General features: G+C 57.4%; 15 protein-coding genes. 14 read left to right on the top strand and 1 reads right to left on the bottom strand.

Annotated elements, in window-relative coordinates:
- The first annotated feature begins 33 nt into the window (after positions 1-33).
- The 7 genes from ACYX4K_RS08205 to recO all read left to right on the top strand — a co-directional run bounded on the left by ACYX4K_RS08205 (position 34) and on the right by recO (position 7,266).
- Positions 34-1,434 carry a DegQ family serine endoprotease gene (locus tag ACYX4K_RS08205; RefSeq protein WP_475092604.1) on the top strand — a complete coding sequence of 467 codons (1,401 nt, stop codon included), beginning with the start codon at positions 34-36 and terminating at the stop codon, positions 1,432-1,434.
- A 201-nt stretch (positions 1,435-1,635) separates the two neighbouring features.
- A complete protein-coding gene (lepA, locus tag ACYX4K_RS08200; RefSeq protein WP_475092605.1) occupies positions 1,636-3,441 on the top strand; it encodes a translation elongation factor 4 in 1,806 nt (601 codons plus the stop codon).
- A gap of 99 nt (positions 3,442-3,540) precedes the next feature.
- A complete protein-coding gene (gene lepB, locus ACYX4K_RS08195) occupies positions 3,541-4,314 on the top strand; it encodes a signal peptidase I (protein ID WP_475092606.1) in 774 nt (257 codons plus the stop codon).
- A 24-nt stretch (positions 4,315-4,338) separates the two neighbouring features.
- Positions 4,339-4,791, top strand: a complete 453-nt coding sequence (locus tag ACYX4K_RS08190; protein ID WP_475092607.1) for a DUF4845 domain-containing protein — start codon at positions 4,339-4,341, stop codon at positions 4,789-4,791.
- Between the two features lie 3 nt (positions 4,792-4,794).
- Entirely contained in the window at positions 4,795-5,475 is a 681-nt protein-coding gene (gene rnc / locus ACYX4K_RS08185; protein WP_475092608.1) for a ribonuclease III, read from the top strand.
- A gap of 82 nt (positions 5,476-5,557) precedes the next feature.
- Positions 5,558-6,478, top strand: coding sequence for a GTPase Era (gene era / locus ACYX4K_RS08180; protein WP_475092609.1), 921 nt, complete (start codon positions 5,558-5,560; stop codon positions 6,476-6,478).
- A 17-nt stretch (positions 6,479-6,495) separates the two neighbouring features.
- Positions 6,496-7,266: a DNA repair protein RecO gene (gene recO / locus ACYX4K_RS08175; protein ID WP_475092610.1), complete on the top strand. Its 771-nt coding sequence runs from the start codon at positions 6,496-6,498 to the stop codon at positions 7,264-7,266.
- 21 nt (positions 7,267-7,287) lie between these two features.
- Here the strand turns inward: recO and ACYX4K_RS08170 are convergent, their stop codons facing one another.
- Positions 7,288-10,185: a response regulator gene (locus ACYX4K_RS08170; RefSeq protein ID WP_475092611.1), complete on the bottom strand. Its 2,898-nt coding sequence runs from the start codon at positions 10,183-10,185 to the stop codon at positions 7,288-7,290.
- Positions 10,186-10,397: 212 nt separating this feature from the next.
- On the opposite strand from ACYX4K_RS08170, the gene cysM reads away from it, so the two are divergent.
- From cysM to tsaB, 7 genes are all read left to right on the top strand, one after another.
- Positions 10,398-11,300 (top strand): cysteine synthase CysM, encoded by a 903-nt coding sequence (cysM, locus tag ACYX4K_RS08165; protein ID WP_475092612.1) that lies wholly within the window; start codon positions 10,398-10,400, stop codon positions 11,298-11,300.
- A gap of 52 nt (positions 11,301-11,352) precedes the next feature.
- Positions 11,353-13,605: a GTP diphosphokinase gene (gene relA, locus ACYX4K_RS08160; RefSeq protein WP_475092613.1), complete on the top strand. Its 2,253-nt coding sequence runs from the start codon at positions 11,353-11,355 to the stop codon at positions 13,603-13,605.
- 25 nt (positions 13,606-13,630) lie between these two features.
- Positions 13,631-14,461 (top strand): nucleoside triphosphate pyrophosphohydrolase, encoded by an 831-nt coding sequence (mazG, locus tag ACYX4K_RS08155; protein WP_475092614.1) that lies wholly within the window; start codon positions 13,631-13,633, stop codon positions 14,459-14,461.
- 253 nt (positions 14,462-14,714) lie between these two features.
- The gene (gene adk / locus ACYX4K_RS08150) at positions 14,715-15,368 is read left to right on the top strand and encodes an adenylate kinase (RefSeq protein WP_475092615.1); all 654 of its coding nucleotides are present in this window, start codon (positions 14,715-14,717) and stop codon (positions 15,366-15,368) included.
- A gap of 224 nt (positions 15,369-15,592) precedes the next feature.
- The gene (hemH, locus tag ACYX4K_RS08145; protein WP_475092616.1) at positions 15,593-16,600 is read left to right on the top strand and encodes a ferrochelatase; all 1,008 of its coding nucleotides are present in this window, start codon (positions 15,593-15,595) and stop codon (positions 16,598-16,600) included.
- Between the two features lie 303 nt (positions 16,601-16,903).
- Complete coding sequence (locus ACYX4K_RS08140; protein WP_475092617.1) at positions 16,904-17,695, top strand: hypothetical protein; 792 nt, start codon at positions 16,904-16,906, stop codon at positions 17,693-17,695.
- Positions 17,696-17,949: 254 nt separating this feature from the next.
- Positions 17,950-18,678 carry a tRNA (adenosine(37)-N6)-threonylcarbamoyltransferase complex dimerization subunit type 1 TsaB gene (gene tsaB, locus ACYX4K_RS08135; protein ID WP_475092618.1) on the top strand — a complete coding sequence of 243 codons (729 nt, stop codon included), beginning with the start codon at positions 17,950-17,952 and terminating at the stop codon, positions 18,676-18,678.
- The last annotated feature ends 20 nt before the right edge of the window (positions 18,679-18,698 follow it).

The following is an 18,698-nucleotide window of genomic DNA, read 5'->3' as shown; positions in this document are numbered from 1 at the left end:
TATTAGTAAAAGGGCTTATCAGGGGTGACAAATATGGTTGCACGCTGTTCGCAATTCTTACTTGCGCTTTGTTTCCTTGTCTCGACCGCGGCGTTTGCGCGCGGATTGCCGGAACTGACCGACCTAATCGAGCAGAATTCGCCGGCGGTAGTAAAGATCAATACGGTGGAACGCAACCGCGTTTCGCGCAACTCCATGCCGCCGCAGTACCAGCAGGAGATCCCGGATATCTTCCGGCACTTGCTGGAACCCCGGCAGCGTCAGCAGCGCCCGGTAGCCAGTATGGGGTCCGGATTCATCATTTCCGATGATGGCTATGTGGTCACTAACAACCATGTAGTTGACGGCGCGGATGAAGTCCGTGTCACTCTGACCGATCGCCGTGAGTACGAGGCCAAGGTGGTGGGTACCGACCCCCGCTCCGATTTGGCGCTGTTGAAAGTGGAAGGGGAAAACCTGCCCACGGTGCGCTGGGGCGACTCGGAAACCATCAAGGTAGGTGAATGGGTGGTGGCCATTGGCTCCCCGTTTGGCCTGGATTACTCCGCCAGCGCCGGTATCGTCAGTGCCATGGGGCGCAGCATCCCCAACGAAAGCCGCGAGAACTATGTTCCGTTTATCCAGACCGATGTGGCCATCAACCCGGGGAACTCCGGTGGACCGCTGTTCAACCTGAACGGCGAAGTGGTGGGTATCAATTCCCAGATCTACACCCGCAGCGGGGGCTCCATCGGCCTGTCATTTGCGATTCCCGCGAGTCTCGCCCAGGACGTGGTTGCCCAGCTCAAGGAAAAGGGGCGTGTTGACCGCGGCTGGCTGGGGGTGGGTATCCAGGATGTGGACCGCAAACTCGCCACCGCCATGGGGCTCGGCAAGCCGGCTGGAGCACTGGTCGGTCAGCTGGAGGCTGACTCTCCGGCGGACAAGGCCGGGATCCAGGTGGGCGACATCATCACCCGCTTTGACGGCCAGAAGATCGTGATGTCCGGTGATCTTCCCCATGTAGTGGGCCGCACTCGCCCGGGTGCCGAGGTGCCGGTGCTGCTGATGCGTGAAGGCAAGGAGCGCAAACTGAGCGTGCGTGTGGGCGCCCTGCCTGGCGACGACGACGGCCAGCAGCAAGCCAGCGTAACGACGGCGACTGACGTGGGTGGCCGCCTGGGTCTTGTCGTCGACGAAATTCCCGACAGCCTCAAGCAGCGCCTGGGGGTGGAAAGCGGTGTATTGGTCAAGCAGGTGGTGCCGGGCAAGGCCGGTGCCAATGCCGGACTGCGCAGCGGCGACATCATCGCCCAGCTGGGCTTCGAGCAGGTGGAGTCCCTGTCAGACTACGAGAAGGTGGTGAAGAAGCTCCCGAAAGGTGAGCTGCTGCCGATCCGCTTCTTCCGCGGCGGCCAGCCGACCTTTCGCACTATCCAGATCGAAGAGGACTGATACTGGCAAAGATCACGTGAGTTAGTTGGATTGAGGGCCGGTTGCGCACAGCAATGCGGCCCTCAACCGGCTCAAGGCCAACAGCCCCGAGGGTTGCAGACAGATTGGATGCACTTTTTGCGCAACCTGTTAGACTTGCGCCCACAGCGCGGCCCGGTCCGCCCATTAACTCACTGATTTTTAAAAGGTTTTATCCTCGCAGTGGCCACTGATCTCTCCCATATCCGCAACTTTTCCATTATTGCCCACATCGACCACGGCAAATCCACCCTCGCAGACCGTTTTATCCAGGTGTGCGGTGGCCTGAGTGACCGTGAGATGGCGGCGCAGGTACTCGATAGCATGGATATCGAGCGGGAGCGGGGTATCACCATCAAGGCCCAGAGTGTGACTCTGGACTACAAAGCCCGTGACGGTAAAACTTACCAGTTGAACTTTATTGATACGCCCGGGCACGTGGACTTCTCCTACGAAGTTTCCCGCTCACTGGCCGCCTGTGAAGGCGCGCTGCTGGTGGTGGATGCGGCCCAGGGCGTTGAGGCACAGTCCGTCGCCAACTGTTACACCGCGATCGAACAGGGCCTGGAGGTGATTCCGGTTCTGAACAAAATGGATCTGCCCCAGGCGGAGCCGGAGAAAGTCGCGGAAGAGATTGAAGATATTATTGGCATCGATGCCACCGAGGCCACCCGCTGCAGCGCCAAGTCGGGACTGGGCATCGAAGATGTACTGGAAGACCTGGTGCGCCTGGTACCGCCGCCCGAAGGTGATGTAATTGCTCCCCTGCAGGCGCTGATTATCGACTCCTGGTTCGATAGCTACCTGGGAGTCGTGTCCCTGGTGCGCGTGATGCAGGGTACCCTAAAAAACAAAGACAAGATCGTTACCAAATCCATCGGTCGCGCCCACGTCGTGGACAGCGTCGGTGTGTTTACCCCCAAGCGCAAGGAAACCGGTGAACTGAAAGCCGGCGAAGTAGGCTTTGTGGTGGCCGGCATCAAGGACATTCACGGTGCTCCCGTGGGTGACACCCTGACCCACGCAAAAGATGCGGATCTGGTCAAAATGCTGCCGGGTTTCCAGCGCGTCAAGCCTCAGGTTTACGCGGGCCTGTTCCCGGTGAGTTCTGACGACTACGAAGCCTTCCGCGATGCCCTGGACAAGCTCTCCCTGAACGACGCGTCTCTGTTCTATGAGCCGGAAACTTCCGATGCCCTGGGCTTCGGTTTCCGCTGTGGCTTCCTCGGCATGCTGCACATGGAAATTATTCAGGAGCGCCTGGAGCGGGAATACAACCTGGATTTGATCACCACCGCGCCAACCGTGGTGTACGAGGTGGAATTGACCAATGGCGAAATCGTCAATATGGACAATCCTTCGCGCATGCCCGACCTTGGTCAGATCGAGGAAATGCGTGAGCCCATTGTGGAAGCGAATATTCTGGTACCACAGGAATACCTCGGTAACGTGATCACCCTGTGTGTGGAGAAGCGCGGTGTCCAGCAGGACATGCAGTATGTGGGTGGGCAGGTGTCCCTGCGCTACGAGCTGCCCATGAGTGAAGTGGTGATGGACTTCTTTGACCGCCTCAAGTCCGTCAGCCGCGGCTTTGCCTCCCTGGATTACAACTTTGTGCGCTTTGACCCGGCAAAACTGGTGCGTCTTGATATCCTGATCAACGGTGAGCGAGTAGACGCCCTGGCGGTGATTCTGCACCGGGACAACGCGCAACAGCGCGGTCGCGCCCTGGCGGAAAAAATGAAAGAGCTGATTCCACGGCAGATGTTTGACGTGGCAATTCAGGCGGCTATCGGCGGTCAGGTGGTAGCGCGGACCACGGTGAAAGCCCTGCGTAAAAACGTAACTGCCAAGTGTTATGGTGGTGACGTAACTCGTAAGAAGAAGCTGCTGGAGAAGCAGAAGGCCGGTAAGCGCCGTATGAAGCAGCTGGGCAAGGTCGAAGTGCCACAGGATGCATTCCTTGCGGTGCTGAAAGTGGACAATTAATGCGGTCACCTATTGGCAAAAATGGCATTTAGTAATCGGGTAGGCCGCAATCTGTGCTCGGTCACATCAAATAAGAAACAGTCGGAAAGAGACAACTGAATGGATATCAACTTCCCCCTAATATTGCTGTTGCTGGTTGTGGTGACAGGGGTGATCTGGCTGTTTGATGCGTTGTTTTTGGCTCGCGGGCGCAAGGCGCAGGCGGAAAAGGGGCAGCCGGTGCAGGAGCCGGTCGCGGTGGAATACGCCAAGTCTTTTTTCCCGGTACTGGCCATCGTGTTCGTGCTGCGATCATTCGTGGTAGAGCCGTTTCAGATTCCGTCTGCTTCCATGGATCCGACCCTGGAAGTGGGTGATTTTATCCTGGTGAACAAATACGCCTACGGCCTTCGTCTCCCGGTAAGTCGAACCAAAGTGCTGAATATCGGTGAACCCAAGCGCGGCGATGTTATGGTGTTTTTCCCTCCGCATATGAACGAGACCTACTACATCAAACGGGTCATTGGTCTGCCGGGTGATGAGATTCGTATAGAAAACAACCAGCTATACATCAATGGCGAGGCCATGCCACAGGAGTTTATCCGCTTTGATACGGAGAACCCGGGGCGCGAACTGCTGTGGGAAACTCTCGGCGGGCATCGCCATTTGACCGCGAAGCAGAGCCGCCCGGGCCCGTTTGGCAATATTCGAACTCTGAAAGTGCCGGAAGGCCACTATTTCATGGTGGGTGACAACCGCGACAACAGTCTCGACAGCCGCAAGTGGGGCTTCGTGCCTGAGGAAGACATTGTCGGCAAAGCCTTTGCAATCTGGATGCATTGGGAGAAACTACTGAGCCTGCCCAGTTTTGACCGGGTTGGGGGCATTGATTAAAACCATAACAATCGGTAGATCGACATGGCATTAGATACACAGATTTCCCGCAGCTTGGCTGGCCAGCGGGGTATGAGTTACTGGGGCTGGCTGGCGATTATTGCGGTATTCGGCTTTGGCCTGACTGTGGTCTCGAAAATGGGACCGGCCTATGTGGATGCGCACTTTGTCGAAGAGGGACTGCACTCCCTGTCAAAAAACGACGGCATCCGCGAAATGAGCAATACCCAGATCAAACGTGAGCTGGATCGATTCTTCACCATCAACAACGTGCGTGGTGAGCCGGTCAACTCGGTCAAAATTATTCGCGGTGCTGACAGTACTCTGGTCAGCATCAACTACGAGCTTCGCCAGCCGTTGTTCCACAATGTGGATGTGGTAATGAAGTTTGATAAACAATTGAACACTGCCAAGCCCGAGCTCTGTTGTGAGCCGCTGGTGGATCTTGAGCAGTTTCGAAAGCGAGATGACTACTAACCGGTGACAGACCTCCATCTGCAACGACTGGGCAATCGCCTGGGGTATCAATTCACCCGGGCGGAATTGCTCGACCTGGCACTGACCCACCGCTCCCACGGCAGCCGCAACAACGAGCGGCTGGAATTCCTCGGCGACTCCATTCTCGGGTTTACCATCAGTGCAGCCCTGTTTGAAAAGTTTCCTGAAGGTCGCGAAGGCCAGATGAGCCGGCTGCGTGCGCAGCTGGTCAGCGGTGAAACCCTGGCCAAAGTCGCCCGGGAGCTGGAGCTGGGCGAGTGCCTGCGCCTCGGCGAAGGGGAAATGAAGAGTGGCGGTCATCGTCGATCCTCGATCCTGGCGGATGCGGTGGAGGCGATTATCGGCGCAATTTATCTGGACTCGGGGCTCGAGGTGGCGCGCGAACGGGTACTGGCCTGGTTTGCCCCGCGCCTGCAAAGCCTCTCCCTGGAAACCGCGAAGGATCCGAAAACCCGCCTGCAGGAATGGCTGCAGGCGCGGCAAAAGCCGCTGCCCGACTATACGGTGGTGGAGGTGGCCGGTGAGGAGCACTCCCAGCAGTTTGTGGTGGAATGCCGTGTATCCGGCCTCAGCGAGCCCGCCAAGGGTGTGGCTGGAAACCGTCGAGCCGCGGAAAAAGCCGCAGCCACTGAAGCCTATGCGCGACTGACCGGGCAGGCTTGAGCCTATAATCGGCTGCAATTCGCCCTCAAATACTGACTGGCCCGCCATACGAAGGGCCCATTCGACCAGCTCGGAGATCCCCTTGAGCGAATCCAATACTTCTGATTCCCCTGCAACCCGCTGCGGCTATGTCGCGATTGTCGGCCGACCCAATGTGGGGAAATCCACGCTGCTGAACCACATGTTGGGGCAGAAGATCTGTATTACGTCCCGCAAGCCGCAGACGACCCGCCACAATATGCTGGGTATCAAGACCGACGGGCATAACCAGATCATCTTTGTCGACACCCCAGGACTGCATGCGGGCGAAGAGAAAGCAATCAACCGCTACATGAACCGCGCAGCCATCAGCTCCACCCGGGACGTGGATGTGGTGGTGTTCGTGGTAGAGCCGGCTCGCTGGACAGAAGGGGACGAGCTTGTGGCGCAGAAACTGCGCGGCCTCAAGTGCCCTTTGATTATTGCGGTCAACAAGGTCGATCAGTTGCAGGATAAAAATGCACTGCTGCCGCAACTTCAGGCATTGCAAGAGCGATTCCCGGAAGCGGAAATTGTGCCGATATCTGCGCTGCGCACCTCCAATCTTCAGTCTCTGGAAGATGTGATAGTAGAGCGCCTGCCGGAAGGTATGCACTTCTTTGAGGAAAACCAGATCACCGATCGCAGCTCCCGCTTCCTCGCCGCCGAAATCGTGCGAGAAAAGGTGATGCGTCAATTGGGCGCAGAGATTCCCTATTCGGTCACCGTAGAAGTGGAAGAGTTCGCTCAGGAAGGCAAGGTGCTGCACATCAGTGCGGCGATACTGGTGGAGCGCAACGGTCAGAAACGTATCCTGATTGGCACTAAAGGCGAGCGTATCAAGCAAATCGGCCAGCAGGCGCGCCTGGATATGGAGACACTGTTCGACAGCAAGGTGATGCTGAACCTTTGGGTGAAAGTCAAATCCGGCTGGTCTGACGACGAGCGCGCCCTGCGCAGCCTCGGCTACGTCGACAAGCAGTAACCAGTCGGCAACGTGCTGTGCAGCAGCTTCCGCCGCAACCCGCCTATATTCTTCACTCCCGCCCGTTTCGGGATTCCAGTCTGATTCTGGAACTGCTTACCCCGGACTACGGGCGTATCGCCTGTATTGCCAAAGGTGCGCGCCGCGACAAACAGCGCCGCCAGCGCGCACTGCAACCCTTTACCCCCCTGTTGGTGACTCTTCTGGGGCGTCACGATCTGAAAACGCTGGGGCCGCTGGAAAATGCCGGTCAGCCCCTCTGGCTGAAGGGGCGCGCCGTTTATGCGGGCCTCTATGCCAATGAGCTCCTGGTGCGGTTGATGCCGGAAGGGGAGAGCCTGGTGTCGGTATTTGTTGCTTACCAGGATTTACTGCAGCATCTGGCGCGGTTGTCCGGTGAGCACAGCGGAGAACTGGAACCGCCGTTGCGGATTTTTGAGCTGCAGCTGCTACAGGCACTGGGCAGCTGCCCGGAACTGGATTTTTGCTCTATTGAAGGCGCGCCGATACGGCCTGACGGTGTGTACCGGTTGACGCAGGAGGAGGGGTTTGTGCCTGTCGTGATACCCTCGGGGCAAGCACTGCGCTCGGCAGATTTTGCCGGCGCACAACTGCTGGCGATGGCGCAGTTGCTCGCGATAGATGTTGCAGCTGAGCGCCAATTGGCGCCAGAAAATCACGGTCTGTCTGATGCCAAACGGCTTGCCCGCCTTTTGCTGGGGCCACTGCTGGGGCATCGTCCACTGAAAAGCCGCGAGCTGTTCCGTCAGGTGTATTGCGCAGACTGACCTCGCCGGCGATGCCCTTGTTCAGTGTTCCTGAGATTCCGGCTTTGTCGCTTCGCATTCCAGTCCGAATAACGCATCCAGGTCCTGGTCCGCTGCCCAGTCTCGCAGACTCCGAATTTCTTTTCTGACCAGCTTATAGGCTCTTTCAAAGGTGGCCTGGTCCGGCTCGTCGACACCGTTTCCTGTTTCCTGCAGAGGCCGCAGTAATTCCTGTAATTGTTCGGTGGCGGTGCGCAGGCGCGGTACCCCGCAATAACAGCACCCTCCGTGCAGGCGGTGTACCCGTTCGAACATTGCCAGATAATCTTTGGCTTGCGCCATGCGCGCGAGTTCCTGCTCGTCTTCGTGCAGTCCTTTCAGCAGCATGCGCAGTAGGTCCCGCGAGAGCCTGGCGTCCTGATTTGCCAGATTCAGACTCTCACCGATATCCACCAGTCGCGGTTCCATCAATGTGGTCAATTGTGGTGTTTCGCTAAATGTATTGACTTCCATCCAGCGTTTGACGGTGTGGGTCAACTGGCTTTCGCTGACTGGTTTACTGAGGTAGTCGTCGAGGCCGGCACTGAGCAGGCGCGACTTCTCTTCGGTACCGGCATGGGCGGTAAGGGCGATAACCGGTGTGCGCCGCCCGGTTTCTTCACTGCGGATGGTCTGCGTGGTGGCAATGCCGTCGAGCCCTGGCATTTGAATATCCATAAAAATCATATCGAAATGCTGCTCTCGCCATAGTCGCAGCGCTTCTTCGCCACTGTCGGCGAGAGTGGCATCGATACTCTGTGTGCGCAAAAGCTCGCTCATTAACCGCCGGTTTGCCTCGTAGTCGTCTACCACCAGTACCCGCGGCTGGGTCGGCCAGGGCAGTGCGGGGAAAGTGCCGGTCTGCGGACGTGACTGTGCCTGCTGCGGAACTGCGCGCTTCAGGGCGCGCAGTAATCCTTCGCGACTGACGGGCTTGGCCAGGAATGCCAGCACGCGCGTGCGCAGCGCGTCATAGCAGCGGCGCAGATCCACCGGGGATCCCTGCACGATGACCCGGCACTGGTAGGTGTCAATGAGTTGCTGCACGGTACTGATAAAGCTGTCGAAGTCATCGTTGGCCAGGGCTGTGTCGATGATCAGGCCGTCGGGCAGGGCATCGTGGCGCCACATTTGCTCGACAGCCGGCACCAGACTTTCGCCGTCATTGTGCTCCAGCGGCGCGGCTCGCCAGTGGGTGAGCTGCTGGTAGATCTGCTGGCGAGTCATGGGGTTCGGGTCCACCAGCAGCAGGCGACAGCCGGGGAACTGTTCTCGGGTAACTGCGATGCGATTGCGGTCAATGGTCAGAGGCAATTGAATCCAGTATGTGCAGCCGCCCTGCTCGTTGTCATCGAGGCCAATTTCACCCTGCATGGAATACACCAGGTTTCGCGCAATCCCGAGGCCCATGCCGCTGTTGGAAAGTTGCTGTTGAGACGCGGTGCTGGTGAGCAGAAGGCGTAGCTCACGGCGACATTGTTCATCACAGCGCTCGCCGTTGTCGGTGATGCTGATACGCACCTTCAGCTCGGATTCTTTTCCGCTCAAAACCGCAATGCGGACCGGGATGCTGCCATTTTCAGAGCAGCGGATCGCGGAGCTCACGAGATTGGTCAGGATCTGCTTGATCCGCAACGGGTCGCCGATCTGCGAAGGTGGTAATTGCGGGTCAACAAAAGGAACCAGCTCCAGGCTGTGCTCGTAGCCGTAGGGGGCGAGGATCTGCAGTGTCTCCTCCAGTACCTGCCCCAGATTCATAGGGCTGTGGTCAAGCACCAGGTTGCCGGATTCGATACGGGAGAAATCCAGAATGTCGTTGATGGAGGTGAGCAGATTTTCCGAAGACCGCAAAATGGTCTGCAGGTAATCGTGTTGCAGCTGGTCCACTTCAGTTTTCAGTAGCAGGTTGGTAAACCCGATAATACCGTTCAGCGGTGTGCGAATTTCATGGCTGGTATTGGCGAGGAAGGTGGATTTTACCCGGCTGTTTTCCTCGGCTTTTTTGCGGGCGATTTCCAGCTCGATGTTCTGTTCTTCCATGGCATCCAGCGACTGGCGCAGATCCTCCATGGTCTGGTGCAGGCCTTCCTGGTAGTCCCGGTGATATTCGGCCAGATTTCTGGCCATCTGGTTGATCTCTTCGCCCAGCTGAAACAGCTCCAGGTTCCGTGAGTTGGGTACGCGGGTTGCGAACTTGCCCGTGCCAATCACTCGCAGTGACTCTTTGATCCGCTCCATGCTTCGTGCGGCGCGCTCCGACATGGCCACCGCCCACACCAGTGCCACGAGACTACAGATAATCAGGCCCACCAACCCTACAAGTGCTACCTGATAGGTGCCGACCAGAAAGTAAGGGCGATGTAGTTCAATAGTCAGCCAGCAATTGGCGTCGTCTCCGATCAGGGGTTGCAGGACCTGCAGGCTGTTCAGGTCTTCGTGGACGTGAGCAGATCTACCGCGCAGCTCGTCCGCGGTAAAGGTGGTGCGCGGGCGCGGGCCCACGCTGGATATCAGCTTGAACTCCTCAACGCCCTCGCTGTTCAGGTCCGCCCGATACAGCTGCACCGAGCGGATCATGTCCCGCTCCAGCATCACGGCCATCAGGCTTTTGTCGAGCCACTGGATTCGCTCTTCAAAAGCGTAGCCATCGCTCAGGTGAATCAGTTCTACCAGCTGCTCGGCACTGGCGCGACCGTGGCTTAGTAACAGGTCACGCCGATCGCTCATTTGCTGCAGGGTAAATAACAGGCACAGGAGCACCGCTAAAATCAGTGCGGGGGTCATGGCGTAGCGGAACAGGAGCGCTCTCAGCGACAGCCGGCGATTGCTTTTGCGGCGCCGCGGGCCCTCGGTGGGCGGCACTTGCGGCGTGGATGTCGGGTCTGAGGATGAGTGAACCATATTGACTGATCGCGCCTGTATCGATTGTGTTATTTTTGTCCGATTCTACCTTTGCTGGCAGCAGAAACCAGCCCCATTTAACCTTGTCAACGGCAGATATCTCGGTTCGGGTTCGCAGCCTGCCCGGCGGACAGGTAGAATGTGCGCCCGCCTATCCCATGGGCTACCCCATGAAGCGCTCTTATGACCAAGCGATGGACCCGAAGTTGACTATGGAATATCCGACGATTGCCGATTGTGTCGGCAATACCCCGTTGGTGCGCTTGCAGCGACTGCAAGGGCTGACCAGCAACACGCTGCTGCTCAAGCTGGAAGGCAATAATCCGGCGGGATCCGTAAAGGATCGCCCTGCGTTATCGATGATCAGCCATGCAGAGGCCCGCGGACAGATTTCACCTGGGGACACCCTGATTGAGGCGACCAGCGGTAATACCGGTATCGCGCTCGCCATGGCTGCCGCGATTAAAGGGTATCGCCTGATTCTGATCATGCCCGAGAGTGCCACCGATGAACGCAAGGCCGCGATGACCGCCTACGGCGCTGAGCTGATTCTGGTTACCGCCGCGCAGGGTATGGAGGGGGCGCGGGATCTGGCACTGCAAATGCAGGCAGAGGGCCAGGGGCTTGTGCTCGACCAGTTTTCCAACCGGGATAATCCCTCGGCACATATCGAAAGCACCGGACCCGAGATCTGGCGGCAAACGGACGGGCAAATTACCCATTTTGTCTCCTCTATGGGAACAACGGGCACCATCATGGGGTGCGGGCGCTATCTCAAACAGCAGAACCCGGCGGTCCAGGTTATCGGCCTCCAACCCACCGAGGGTTCCTCCATTCCCGGTATTCGTCGCTGGCCCCAGGCTTATTTGCCCAAGATCTTTGTTCCGGAACAAGTCGACCGGGTAATGGACATTAGTCAGGCGGAAGCCGAAACCATGACCCGGCGCCTGGCGCGGGAAGAGGGGATTTTCTGCGGAGTATCCTCTGGTGGCGCCGTGGCCGGCGCACTGAAGATTTCCGCAGAAGTGGAGAATGCCACCATCGTGGCGATCGTTTGTGATCGCGGCGACCGCTATTTATCTTCCGGACTGTTTGATGCCGACCGGGACGCATGAATTCGACACTACATCGAAAATAGAAAAACCCTTGTAACCGCGAGTTAGACCATTGGTACAAGTCAGAAAAAATTATCCGCGACTCGAAGACGGCACCCTGGACAGGGAGGCCTGGCTACGTCATATACAGGCAATGGCCAAACTGGATGGCGGTACCCTCGTCAACCTCCGCAAAGCGGTGGAAATGAGCGAAGAGGCCGAGCAAAAGGCCATTGACGCGGAGAATATCTGGGCAGAGGGGGCCAGCAGCTTCCTCACCGGTCTGGAGATGGTGGAAATCCTCGCAGACCTGCAGATCGACGGCGAAGCCCTTTGTGCGGCCATGCTGTACCGCGCGGTGCGGGAGAAACGTCTGCCGCTAAAGACCGTCGAAAGCGAGATGGGTGAGACCATCGCCAAGCTGATTCGCGGCGTCCTGCAGATGGCAGTGATCCGCAATCGCAGCGCGGATACCGGAGAGGAAAATCAGAGCGGGGCCGTTGAAGAGCATTCGGAAAATATCCGTCGTATGCTGGTTGCGCTGGTGGATGATGTACGGGTTGCGCTGATCAAACTGGCGGAGCGCACCTGCGCTATCCGCGCCTCGAAAAAAGCCGACGAGGCCAAGCGCCGCCGCGTCGCCCGGGAAGTGGCGGACGTCTACGCACCTCTCGCGCACCGTTTGGGTATCGGCCATATCAAGTGGGAACTGGAGGATCTGGCGTTCCGCTACCTCGAGCCCGACGACTATATGCAGATCGCCCGGCTTTTGGACGAGAAGCGTCTGGCACGCCAGGATTACATCGACGATGTTTTAAGCCTGTTGCGCAACGAGCTGCACAAAGCGGATATCGAAGGTGAAGTTTTCGGGCGCGCGAAGCATATTTACAGCATCTGGCGGAAGATGCGCCGCAAAAATATCGGCTTTTCCCAAGTCTATGATATTCGCGCGGTGCGCATCCTGGTGCCCACCGTGCGCGACTGTTATGCGGTGCTTGGCATCGTGCACAATCTGTGGCGCAACATCCCCAACGAATTCGATGATTACATCGCCTCGCCGAAAGAAAACGGCTACCGCTCCCTGCATACCGCGGTAATTGGCCCGGATCGCAAAGTACTGGAAGTGCAGATCCGCACCTTCGCCATGCACGAGGAAGCGGAATACGGGGTGTGTGCGCACTGGCGCTATAAAGGTACCGATAAAAAATCCGGCCAGCTGGAAGGGCAGGACGGCTACGAACAGAAAATTTCCTGGTTGCGCCAGGTACTCGACTGGCACGAAGAGGTCGGCGGCAATCCACTGCAGGACGACCTGCAGGCCAGCGACGTGGATACCCGAATTTACGTATTCACCCCCGATGGTCATGTGGTCGATCTGCCCCGGGGCGCCACGCCGCTGGATTTTGCCTACAAGATCCATACGGAGATCGGCCACCGCTGTCGCGGCGCCAAGGTGGATGGCCGCATCGTGCCGCTCAACCACGAATTGCAGACCGCGAATCAGATCGAAATTCTCACCGGCAAGCGCGAAGCGCCGAGTCGCGACTGGATCTCGCGCAGTATGGGGTACATCACCACCTCACGCGCGCGCGCCAAGGTGATTCACTGGTTCAAACAGCAGGCGCGGGACCAGAATGTGGCGGAAGGTCGCACCATTCTTGATGGTGAGTTCAAACAGCTGGCGCTGGCGGATTTCGATTTCGAGAAGCTGGCGAAAAAGCTCAATATGCACTCTCTCGACGACCTCTACGCGGCGGTTGGTGCCGGTGATATCGGTGTCGGGCAGGTGCTGAATGCCGCCCAGCGCATGGTGAAGGTGGAGAAGGGCGAGCCGGTACTTTCACTCACCGCATCGGTGGCGCGGGAAGGTCAGACGGATGTGTATATCGACGGTGTCGGTAACCTGCTGACCCATATTGCCCGCTGCTGTAACCCGCTGCCGGGGGATGAAATCATGGGGTATATCACCCTGGGGCGCGGGGTCTCCATTCACCGGAAAGATTGCGCCAATATGCTGCGCATGCAATCCGAAGAACCGGAGCGCATCCTGCAGGTGGAGTGGGCAGAAAAGCCCACCGAACTCTATGCCGTGGAAATCATGGTGGAGGCCTACGATCGCCACGGTCTGCTGCGAGACGTGACCACCATGCTGGACAGTCAGCGCATCAACATCACCGCCATGCAGACCTATTCCAACAAGCACAAGCACACGGTGGATATGGTCATTACGGCGGAAATTCACAATTTTGAAGAGCTCAGCCAGGTGCTGCACCGTATCAACCAGCTGCCCAACGTCGCCTCGGCCAAGCGTCGTATTCTGAATTGATGACCGGGAAATACAGAAAGCCACCATGAAGCAAAGCTACAACGTCGAAGATCTACAATTCCTGATGGCGCAGTTGCGCAATCCGGATGGCGGCTGCCCCTGGGATCTTAAGCAGAGTTTCGCCACCATCGTGCCGTCGACCATTGAAGAGGCGTACGAGGTTGCCGAGGCCATCGAGCAGGAAGATTTCGAGCACCTGCACGAGGAGCTGGGAGACCTGTTGTTTCAGGTCATCTTCTACGCCCAGCTGGGACGGGAGGAGGGGCATTTCGACTTCTCCCGTATTGTCGATACCCTGGTGCGCAAGCTGGTTCGCCGTCACCCGCACGTTTTCCCGTCCGGGGATCTATACGGGGAGAACCAGGCCGCGGATATCGATGAGCAGCAGGTAAAGGCCAATTGGGAAGCCATAAAAGCGGCCGAACGGGAGTCCAAAGGCGAAGCGGGCACCCTCGCCGGTGTGGCCACCGGGCTGCCCGCAATGACCCGGGCAGCCAAGCTGCAAAAGCGCGCCTCCCAGGTCGGTTTCGACTGGCCTGAAATTGGCGGCGTACTGGATAAAGTGGAAGAAGAGCTGCGTGAATTGCGCGAGGCCATTGCCAGTGGCGACCCTGAGCACGCCCGTGAAGAACTGGGTGACCTGCTGTTCTCCTGCGTCAACGTTGCGCGTCATCTGAAGCAGGACCCGGAAGCGGCTCTGCGTCAGAGCAACCGTAAATTCGAGCAGCGCTTTGCTGCGGTTGAAGCGGCGCTCGCTATGCGCGACCAGCAACCTGCGGACGTTTCCCTCGAAGAACTGGACCGGCTTTGGGATGCGGCGAAGGTCGCCGGAAATCCGTCCCCGGAGGCGGGTTGAACCGTGTTCGGTGCTGTTTGCTTGAGTCAAGTAAGACTTGGCTGGCTGGTGAAATTATCCCCGGGAAGAGAAGCGATCTGCATTAATTGGCGGGAAACTTGTAAAAAATTTACCTAATTCGGCCTGACCACATGCGGGCTTGTTCTGTGTGGGGGCAAAGTGTAAGGTAGCGCTCTTTTCTCGGGGCGCCGCCGGCACGGCCGGACTGGAATATTCAATAATTGCCTCGGCATGATCTGGAGACTATCTGTTTATGCGAATCATACTTCTGGGCGCACCTGGCGCCGGTAAAGGCACCCAGGCCCAGTTCATCACCGAGAAGTTTGGAATTCCTCAGATTTCTACTGGAGACATGCTCCGTGCCGCAGTAAAGGCGGGCACCCCCTTGGGCTTACAGGCCAAGGATGTAATGGCCGCTGGTAAACTGGTTTCCGATGACCTGATCATCGCCCTGGTGAAAGAGCGCATCGCACAGGCGGATTGCGCGAATGGATTCCTGTTCGACGGCTTCCCACGTACCATCCCTCAGGCTCAGGCGCTGCTGGACGCGGATGTGGCTATCGATAATGTGCTGGAAATTGCCGTCGACGACGAAGAAATCGTCAAGCGACTGTCTGGCCGCCGGGTACACGAAGGTTCCGGTCGCGTGTATCACCTGGTCTACAACCCACCCAAAACTGAAGGTGTGGATGATGTAACAGGCGAAGCACTGGTTCAGCGTGCCGATGACACCGAAGAAACTGTACGCAATCGTTTGTCTGTGTATCACGAGCAAACCGAGCCGCTGGTAGGTTTCTACCGCGAGCTGGCACAGCGTGCCCCTGAAACTGCGCCCAAGTACAGTAAAGTGGAAGGCGTTGGTTCCATGGATGATATTCGTGAAAAGGTGATCGAAGCCCTGAGCTGACCCACCAATATTCGAGGTTGTTCCCGCTGGCGGAATGACATCAAAAAAGCTCCTTCGGGAGCTTTTTTTGTTTATACGCCCCATGCCGAAAGCGTGGTGATTGTCGGGATTTATCAGGGCACCCAGAAGCCTGGTAAATACTTTTCCGCGGGATTCTGGAATACTCAGCACCATCCTGGCCTTCCGGCAACGCACTGAACTTCTATAAAGGAGCGTATCGCGATATGGCGCACGCAATCATCCTGATGAACCTGGGTACTCCTGCAGAGCCTACCCCCGGCGCTGTACGGCGATTCCTGAAAGACTTTCTTTCCGATCCTCGTGTGGTCGAGATTCCCCGCCCGCTTTGGGCGATGATCCTCAACCTGTTTGTGCTGCCGTTTCGACCCGCAAAAATTGCCCCGGCTTACAGGGAAATCTGGAATCAGGGGCTGGATGGTGAGGCTGTCAGTGGTTCTCCCATCGTGTATTACACCCAGCGACAGGTGGCAAAGTTACAGCAGCGGCTGGATTCAGCGTGTACAGGCCAATTTACCGTGGCCTATGCCATGACTTATGGCGGCCCTTCACTTGCAGATACCGTGTCCAGGCTCACTGAAGACGGGGCGGACGGGTTTACCGTTCTGCCGCTGTACCCGCAGTACTCCGCCACTACTACCGGTGCTATTTATGACCAGGTGTCAGATATCGTCCGCAGCAGCCGCAATGTCCCGGACATTTCTGTGGTGCACGATTATTGGCAGCACCCGCTTTATATTGAATCCCTGGCCAACTCCGTGCGTGAGCACTGGGCCGAGCATGGTTCAGCAGAAAAGTTGATGATGTCCTTTCATGGCATCCCCAAGGCGAACGTCCGCAAAGGCGACCCTTACTATGATCAGTGCTGCGGTACAGCCGAGCGGTTGGCTCAAGCACTGAAGCTGCCGAGAGATAAATGGGAGATTACCTTCCAGTCGCGGTTTGGTAAGGCGGAGTGGCTGCAGCCCTATACGGACAAAACCCTGATTGAGTGGGGGCAAAACGGGGTGGCGAGTGTGGATGTGATCTGCCCGGCGTTTTCCGCAGATTGTCTCGAAACCCTGGAGGAAATCGCGGTAGAGAATCGCGCTAACTTTATTGATGAGGGAGGGATTGAATACCGTTATGTTCCAGCGCTGAATGCCCGTGACGATCATATTCAGGCTCTGGAGGCTATTCTTCGCGATCGATTACCGGCGGCCATCGCCGGCTAAATCGGGGTTGTTCTGAGGTGATTTAATTAATTATTCTCCGCCCACTTCCTTTTGTTTTCACCCGCGCGTATCTGGGGTTTTCCGGAAATTCCATCGGAATTCTGTAAAATCCCAAAAAAATCTCAATTTTTTTGTGGTTTTTGGTTGTTTTTAATCTTTTTTTCTTGCAAACCCTCTTTTTTTTATTAACTTTGATACAGCCGTGTCATTTTCAATGGCTGGGCTGCTCTCAATTCTTCACGTTGTTCGATACACAATTCAGTGTTTACAGTGACTTCTTTAAAGAGAAAGAGGAGACAAGGGATGGCACGAGTCGCAAAGAAAAAGGCAAAGGCGAAGGCAAAGCGCGTAGCAAAACCGGCCGCCAAAGCCTCAGTCGCCACCTCACCGGTGGTAACCAAAGCGCAGAAAGCAGTAGATGCAGCTGCAAAATCTATGGATGCCCAGCTGGATCGCGTTGGCAAAGCCCGCGCCCGGGTGCAGAAGTCCAATACCGCGGCGGCGAAAAAGTCACTGACGGCAGCCAACGCAAAACTGCGCGAGCAGCGCGCGAAACTGGCCGAAGCCAAACTTGGTCTGGCTAAGGCCAATGCCATGGATGCGGTGCGTCAGGCAGAGGAGTCAGCCAAGAAAACGGTTTCCGAACTGGCCGATAAACTCTCCAGCAAAGCGGACAAGGAGCTCAGCAAGGCGCTGAAAGCCTTTGAAGCCCGTTGGAAAAAGACGCGTGCCAAGGCCGATGCCAAGAAAGTAAAAGCGGCGGAAAAGAAAGCCACCGCCAAGGTGAAAGCGGCGGCGAAGAAAGCGGCCGCCAAAGCCAAGGCAATGGAAAAGAAAGCCGCAGCCAAGGCCAAAGCGGAAGCCAAAAAGGCAGCCAAGAAAGCCACCAAGAAGAAGGCGGTGAAGAAGTCTGCTGCCGGGCGCCCTAAAAAGGCCGCAGCGAAAAAAACGACTGTCAAAAAGGCTGCCGCGAAAAAGGCCGCAACCAAAACTGCAAAGTCGGCGCCTAAGAAGTCTGCTCGCCGGGGACGCCCGCCAAAAGCGACGGCGAAAAAGTCGACTTCCCGTCGCGGTCGTCCGCCGAAGAAGGCGTGAATAACGCCTGTTGACTCATAGGGGTCAATACCTACCGAAAGCCCTGGAACTCTGTTCCGGGGCTTTTTGTTTTTGCTCGGCCCCGGCTTCCCCGCTGGTTGCGTTTATGGCTGGCCGTGCCACAATTCGCCCCCAAAGCCGAAGCGCGGTCTATCGTGGCTGAATCCGGGCCGGGTCATGCCCTTCTCCAGATTGGCAGTGCGCCCCAATAACGTGGCGGCCTCTTTGAAAACACCGGAAATGGGACCCCTCAATTGAAAATTCTCGCCATCGATACCACCTCCGGCGCCTGCTCAGTGGCCCTGTACGACCAGGGTAGGGTGCAGGAAGCCTTTGTTCGGGCGGAGCGCGATCATACACGCCGGCTACTGCCTATGGTGGAGCAGGTATTGGCGGAAGGGCAATGCAGTCTTCGTCAGGTCGATTCCCTTGCGGTCAGCAAAGGGCCAGGGTCCTTTACCGGCCTGCGTATCGCGATCAGTTGCGTTCAGGGTTTAGCGTTCTCGGCAGACAAACCTGTGGTGCCTGTGTCCAGTTTGGCCGCCCTTGCGCGCGGTGCGGTTCGGGAAAATCCGGAGTGGGCAGAGCAGAAAGCGCCGGTTCTGGCGGCACTGGATGCACGTATGCAGGAGGTCTATTGGGGGCTCTATGATGCGGCAGTGCCGGGTAAGGCGTTGATTGAGGACCGGGTCTCCGCGCCGGAGCAGGTCGTGTCGGTATTGACATCGGGCGAATATATCGCGGGAGGCGTTACCCCGGCGCAGTTGTTGGCTGCGGGCCCCGGCTGGGTTTATCCGCAGTTGTCGGAGCTGAATCCACGGGCTCTCGCACTGGGTACCGCTATTCACGCCCAGGATATCGCGGTGCTGGCCGCAGACTTGTGGGGAAGAGGCGAGCAAGTATCCGCTGAAGCCCTGGAGCCCACTTACCTTCGTAACGAAATCACCTGGAAAAAACGCGAACGCATTCGTCCGGCCAAATAATATTCAAAAGCAGTAGAAAA

The sequence above is a fragment of the Microbulbifer sp. ABF4_107 genome (genome assembly GCF_056312215.1).
Note: the sequence above shows the minus strand (reverse complement) of the source record. Positions and strands in the feature narration are given on the sequence as shown.

Excerpts from the sequence above, each read along its gene's own strand:
- ACYX4K_RS08205 (WP_475092604.1), top strand. The coding sequence starts at position 34 with ATGGTTGCACGCTGTTCGCAATTCTTACTTGCGCTTTGTTTCCTTGTC.
- lepB (WP_475092606.1), top strand. The coding sequence starts at position 3,541 with ATGGATATCAACTTCCCCCTAATATTGCTGTTGCTGGTTGTGGTGACA.
- ACYX4K_RS08190 (WP_475092607.1), top strand. The coding sequence starts at position 4,339 with ATGGCATTAGATACACAGATTTCCCGCAGCTTGGCTGGCCAGCGGGGT.
- ACYX4K_RS08170 (WP_475092611.1), bottom strand. The coding sequence starts at position 10,185 with ATGGTTCACTCATCCTCAGACCCGACATCCACGCCGCAAGTGCCGCCC.
- cysM (WP_475092612.1), top strand. The coding sequence starts at position 10,398 with ATGGAATATCCGACGATTGCCGATTGTGTCGGCAATACCCCGTTGGTG.
- mazG (WP_475092614.1), top strand. The coding sequence starts at position 13,631 with ATGAAGCAAAGCTACAACGTCGAAGATCTACAATTCCTGATGGCGCAG.
- adk (WP_475092615.1), top strand. The coding sequence starts at position 14,715 with ATGCGAATCATACTTCTGGGCGCACCTGGCGCCGGTAAAGGCACCCAG.
- hemH (WP_475092616.1), top strand. The coding sequence starts at position 15,593 with ATGGCGCACGCAATCATCCTGATGAACCTGGGTACTCCTGCAGAGCCT.
- ACYX4K_RS08140 (WP_475092617.1), top strand. The coding sequence starts at position 16,904 with ATGGCACGAGTCGCAAAGAAAAAGGCAAAGGCGAAGGCAAAGCGCGTA.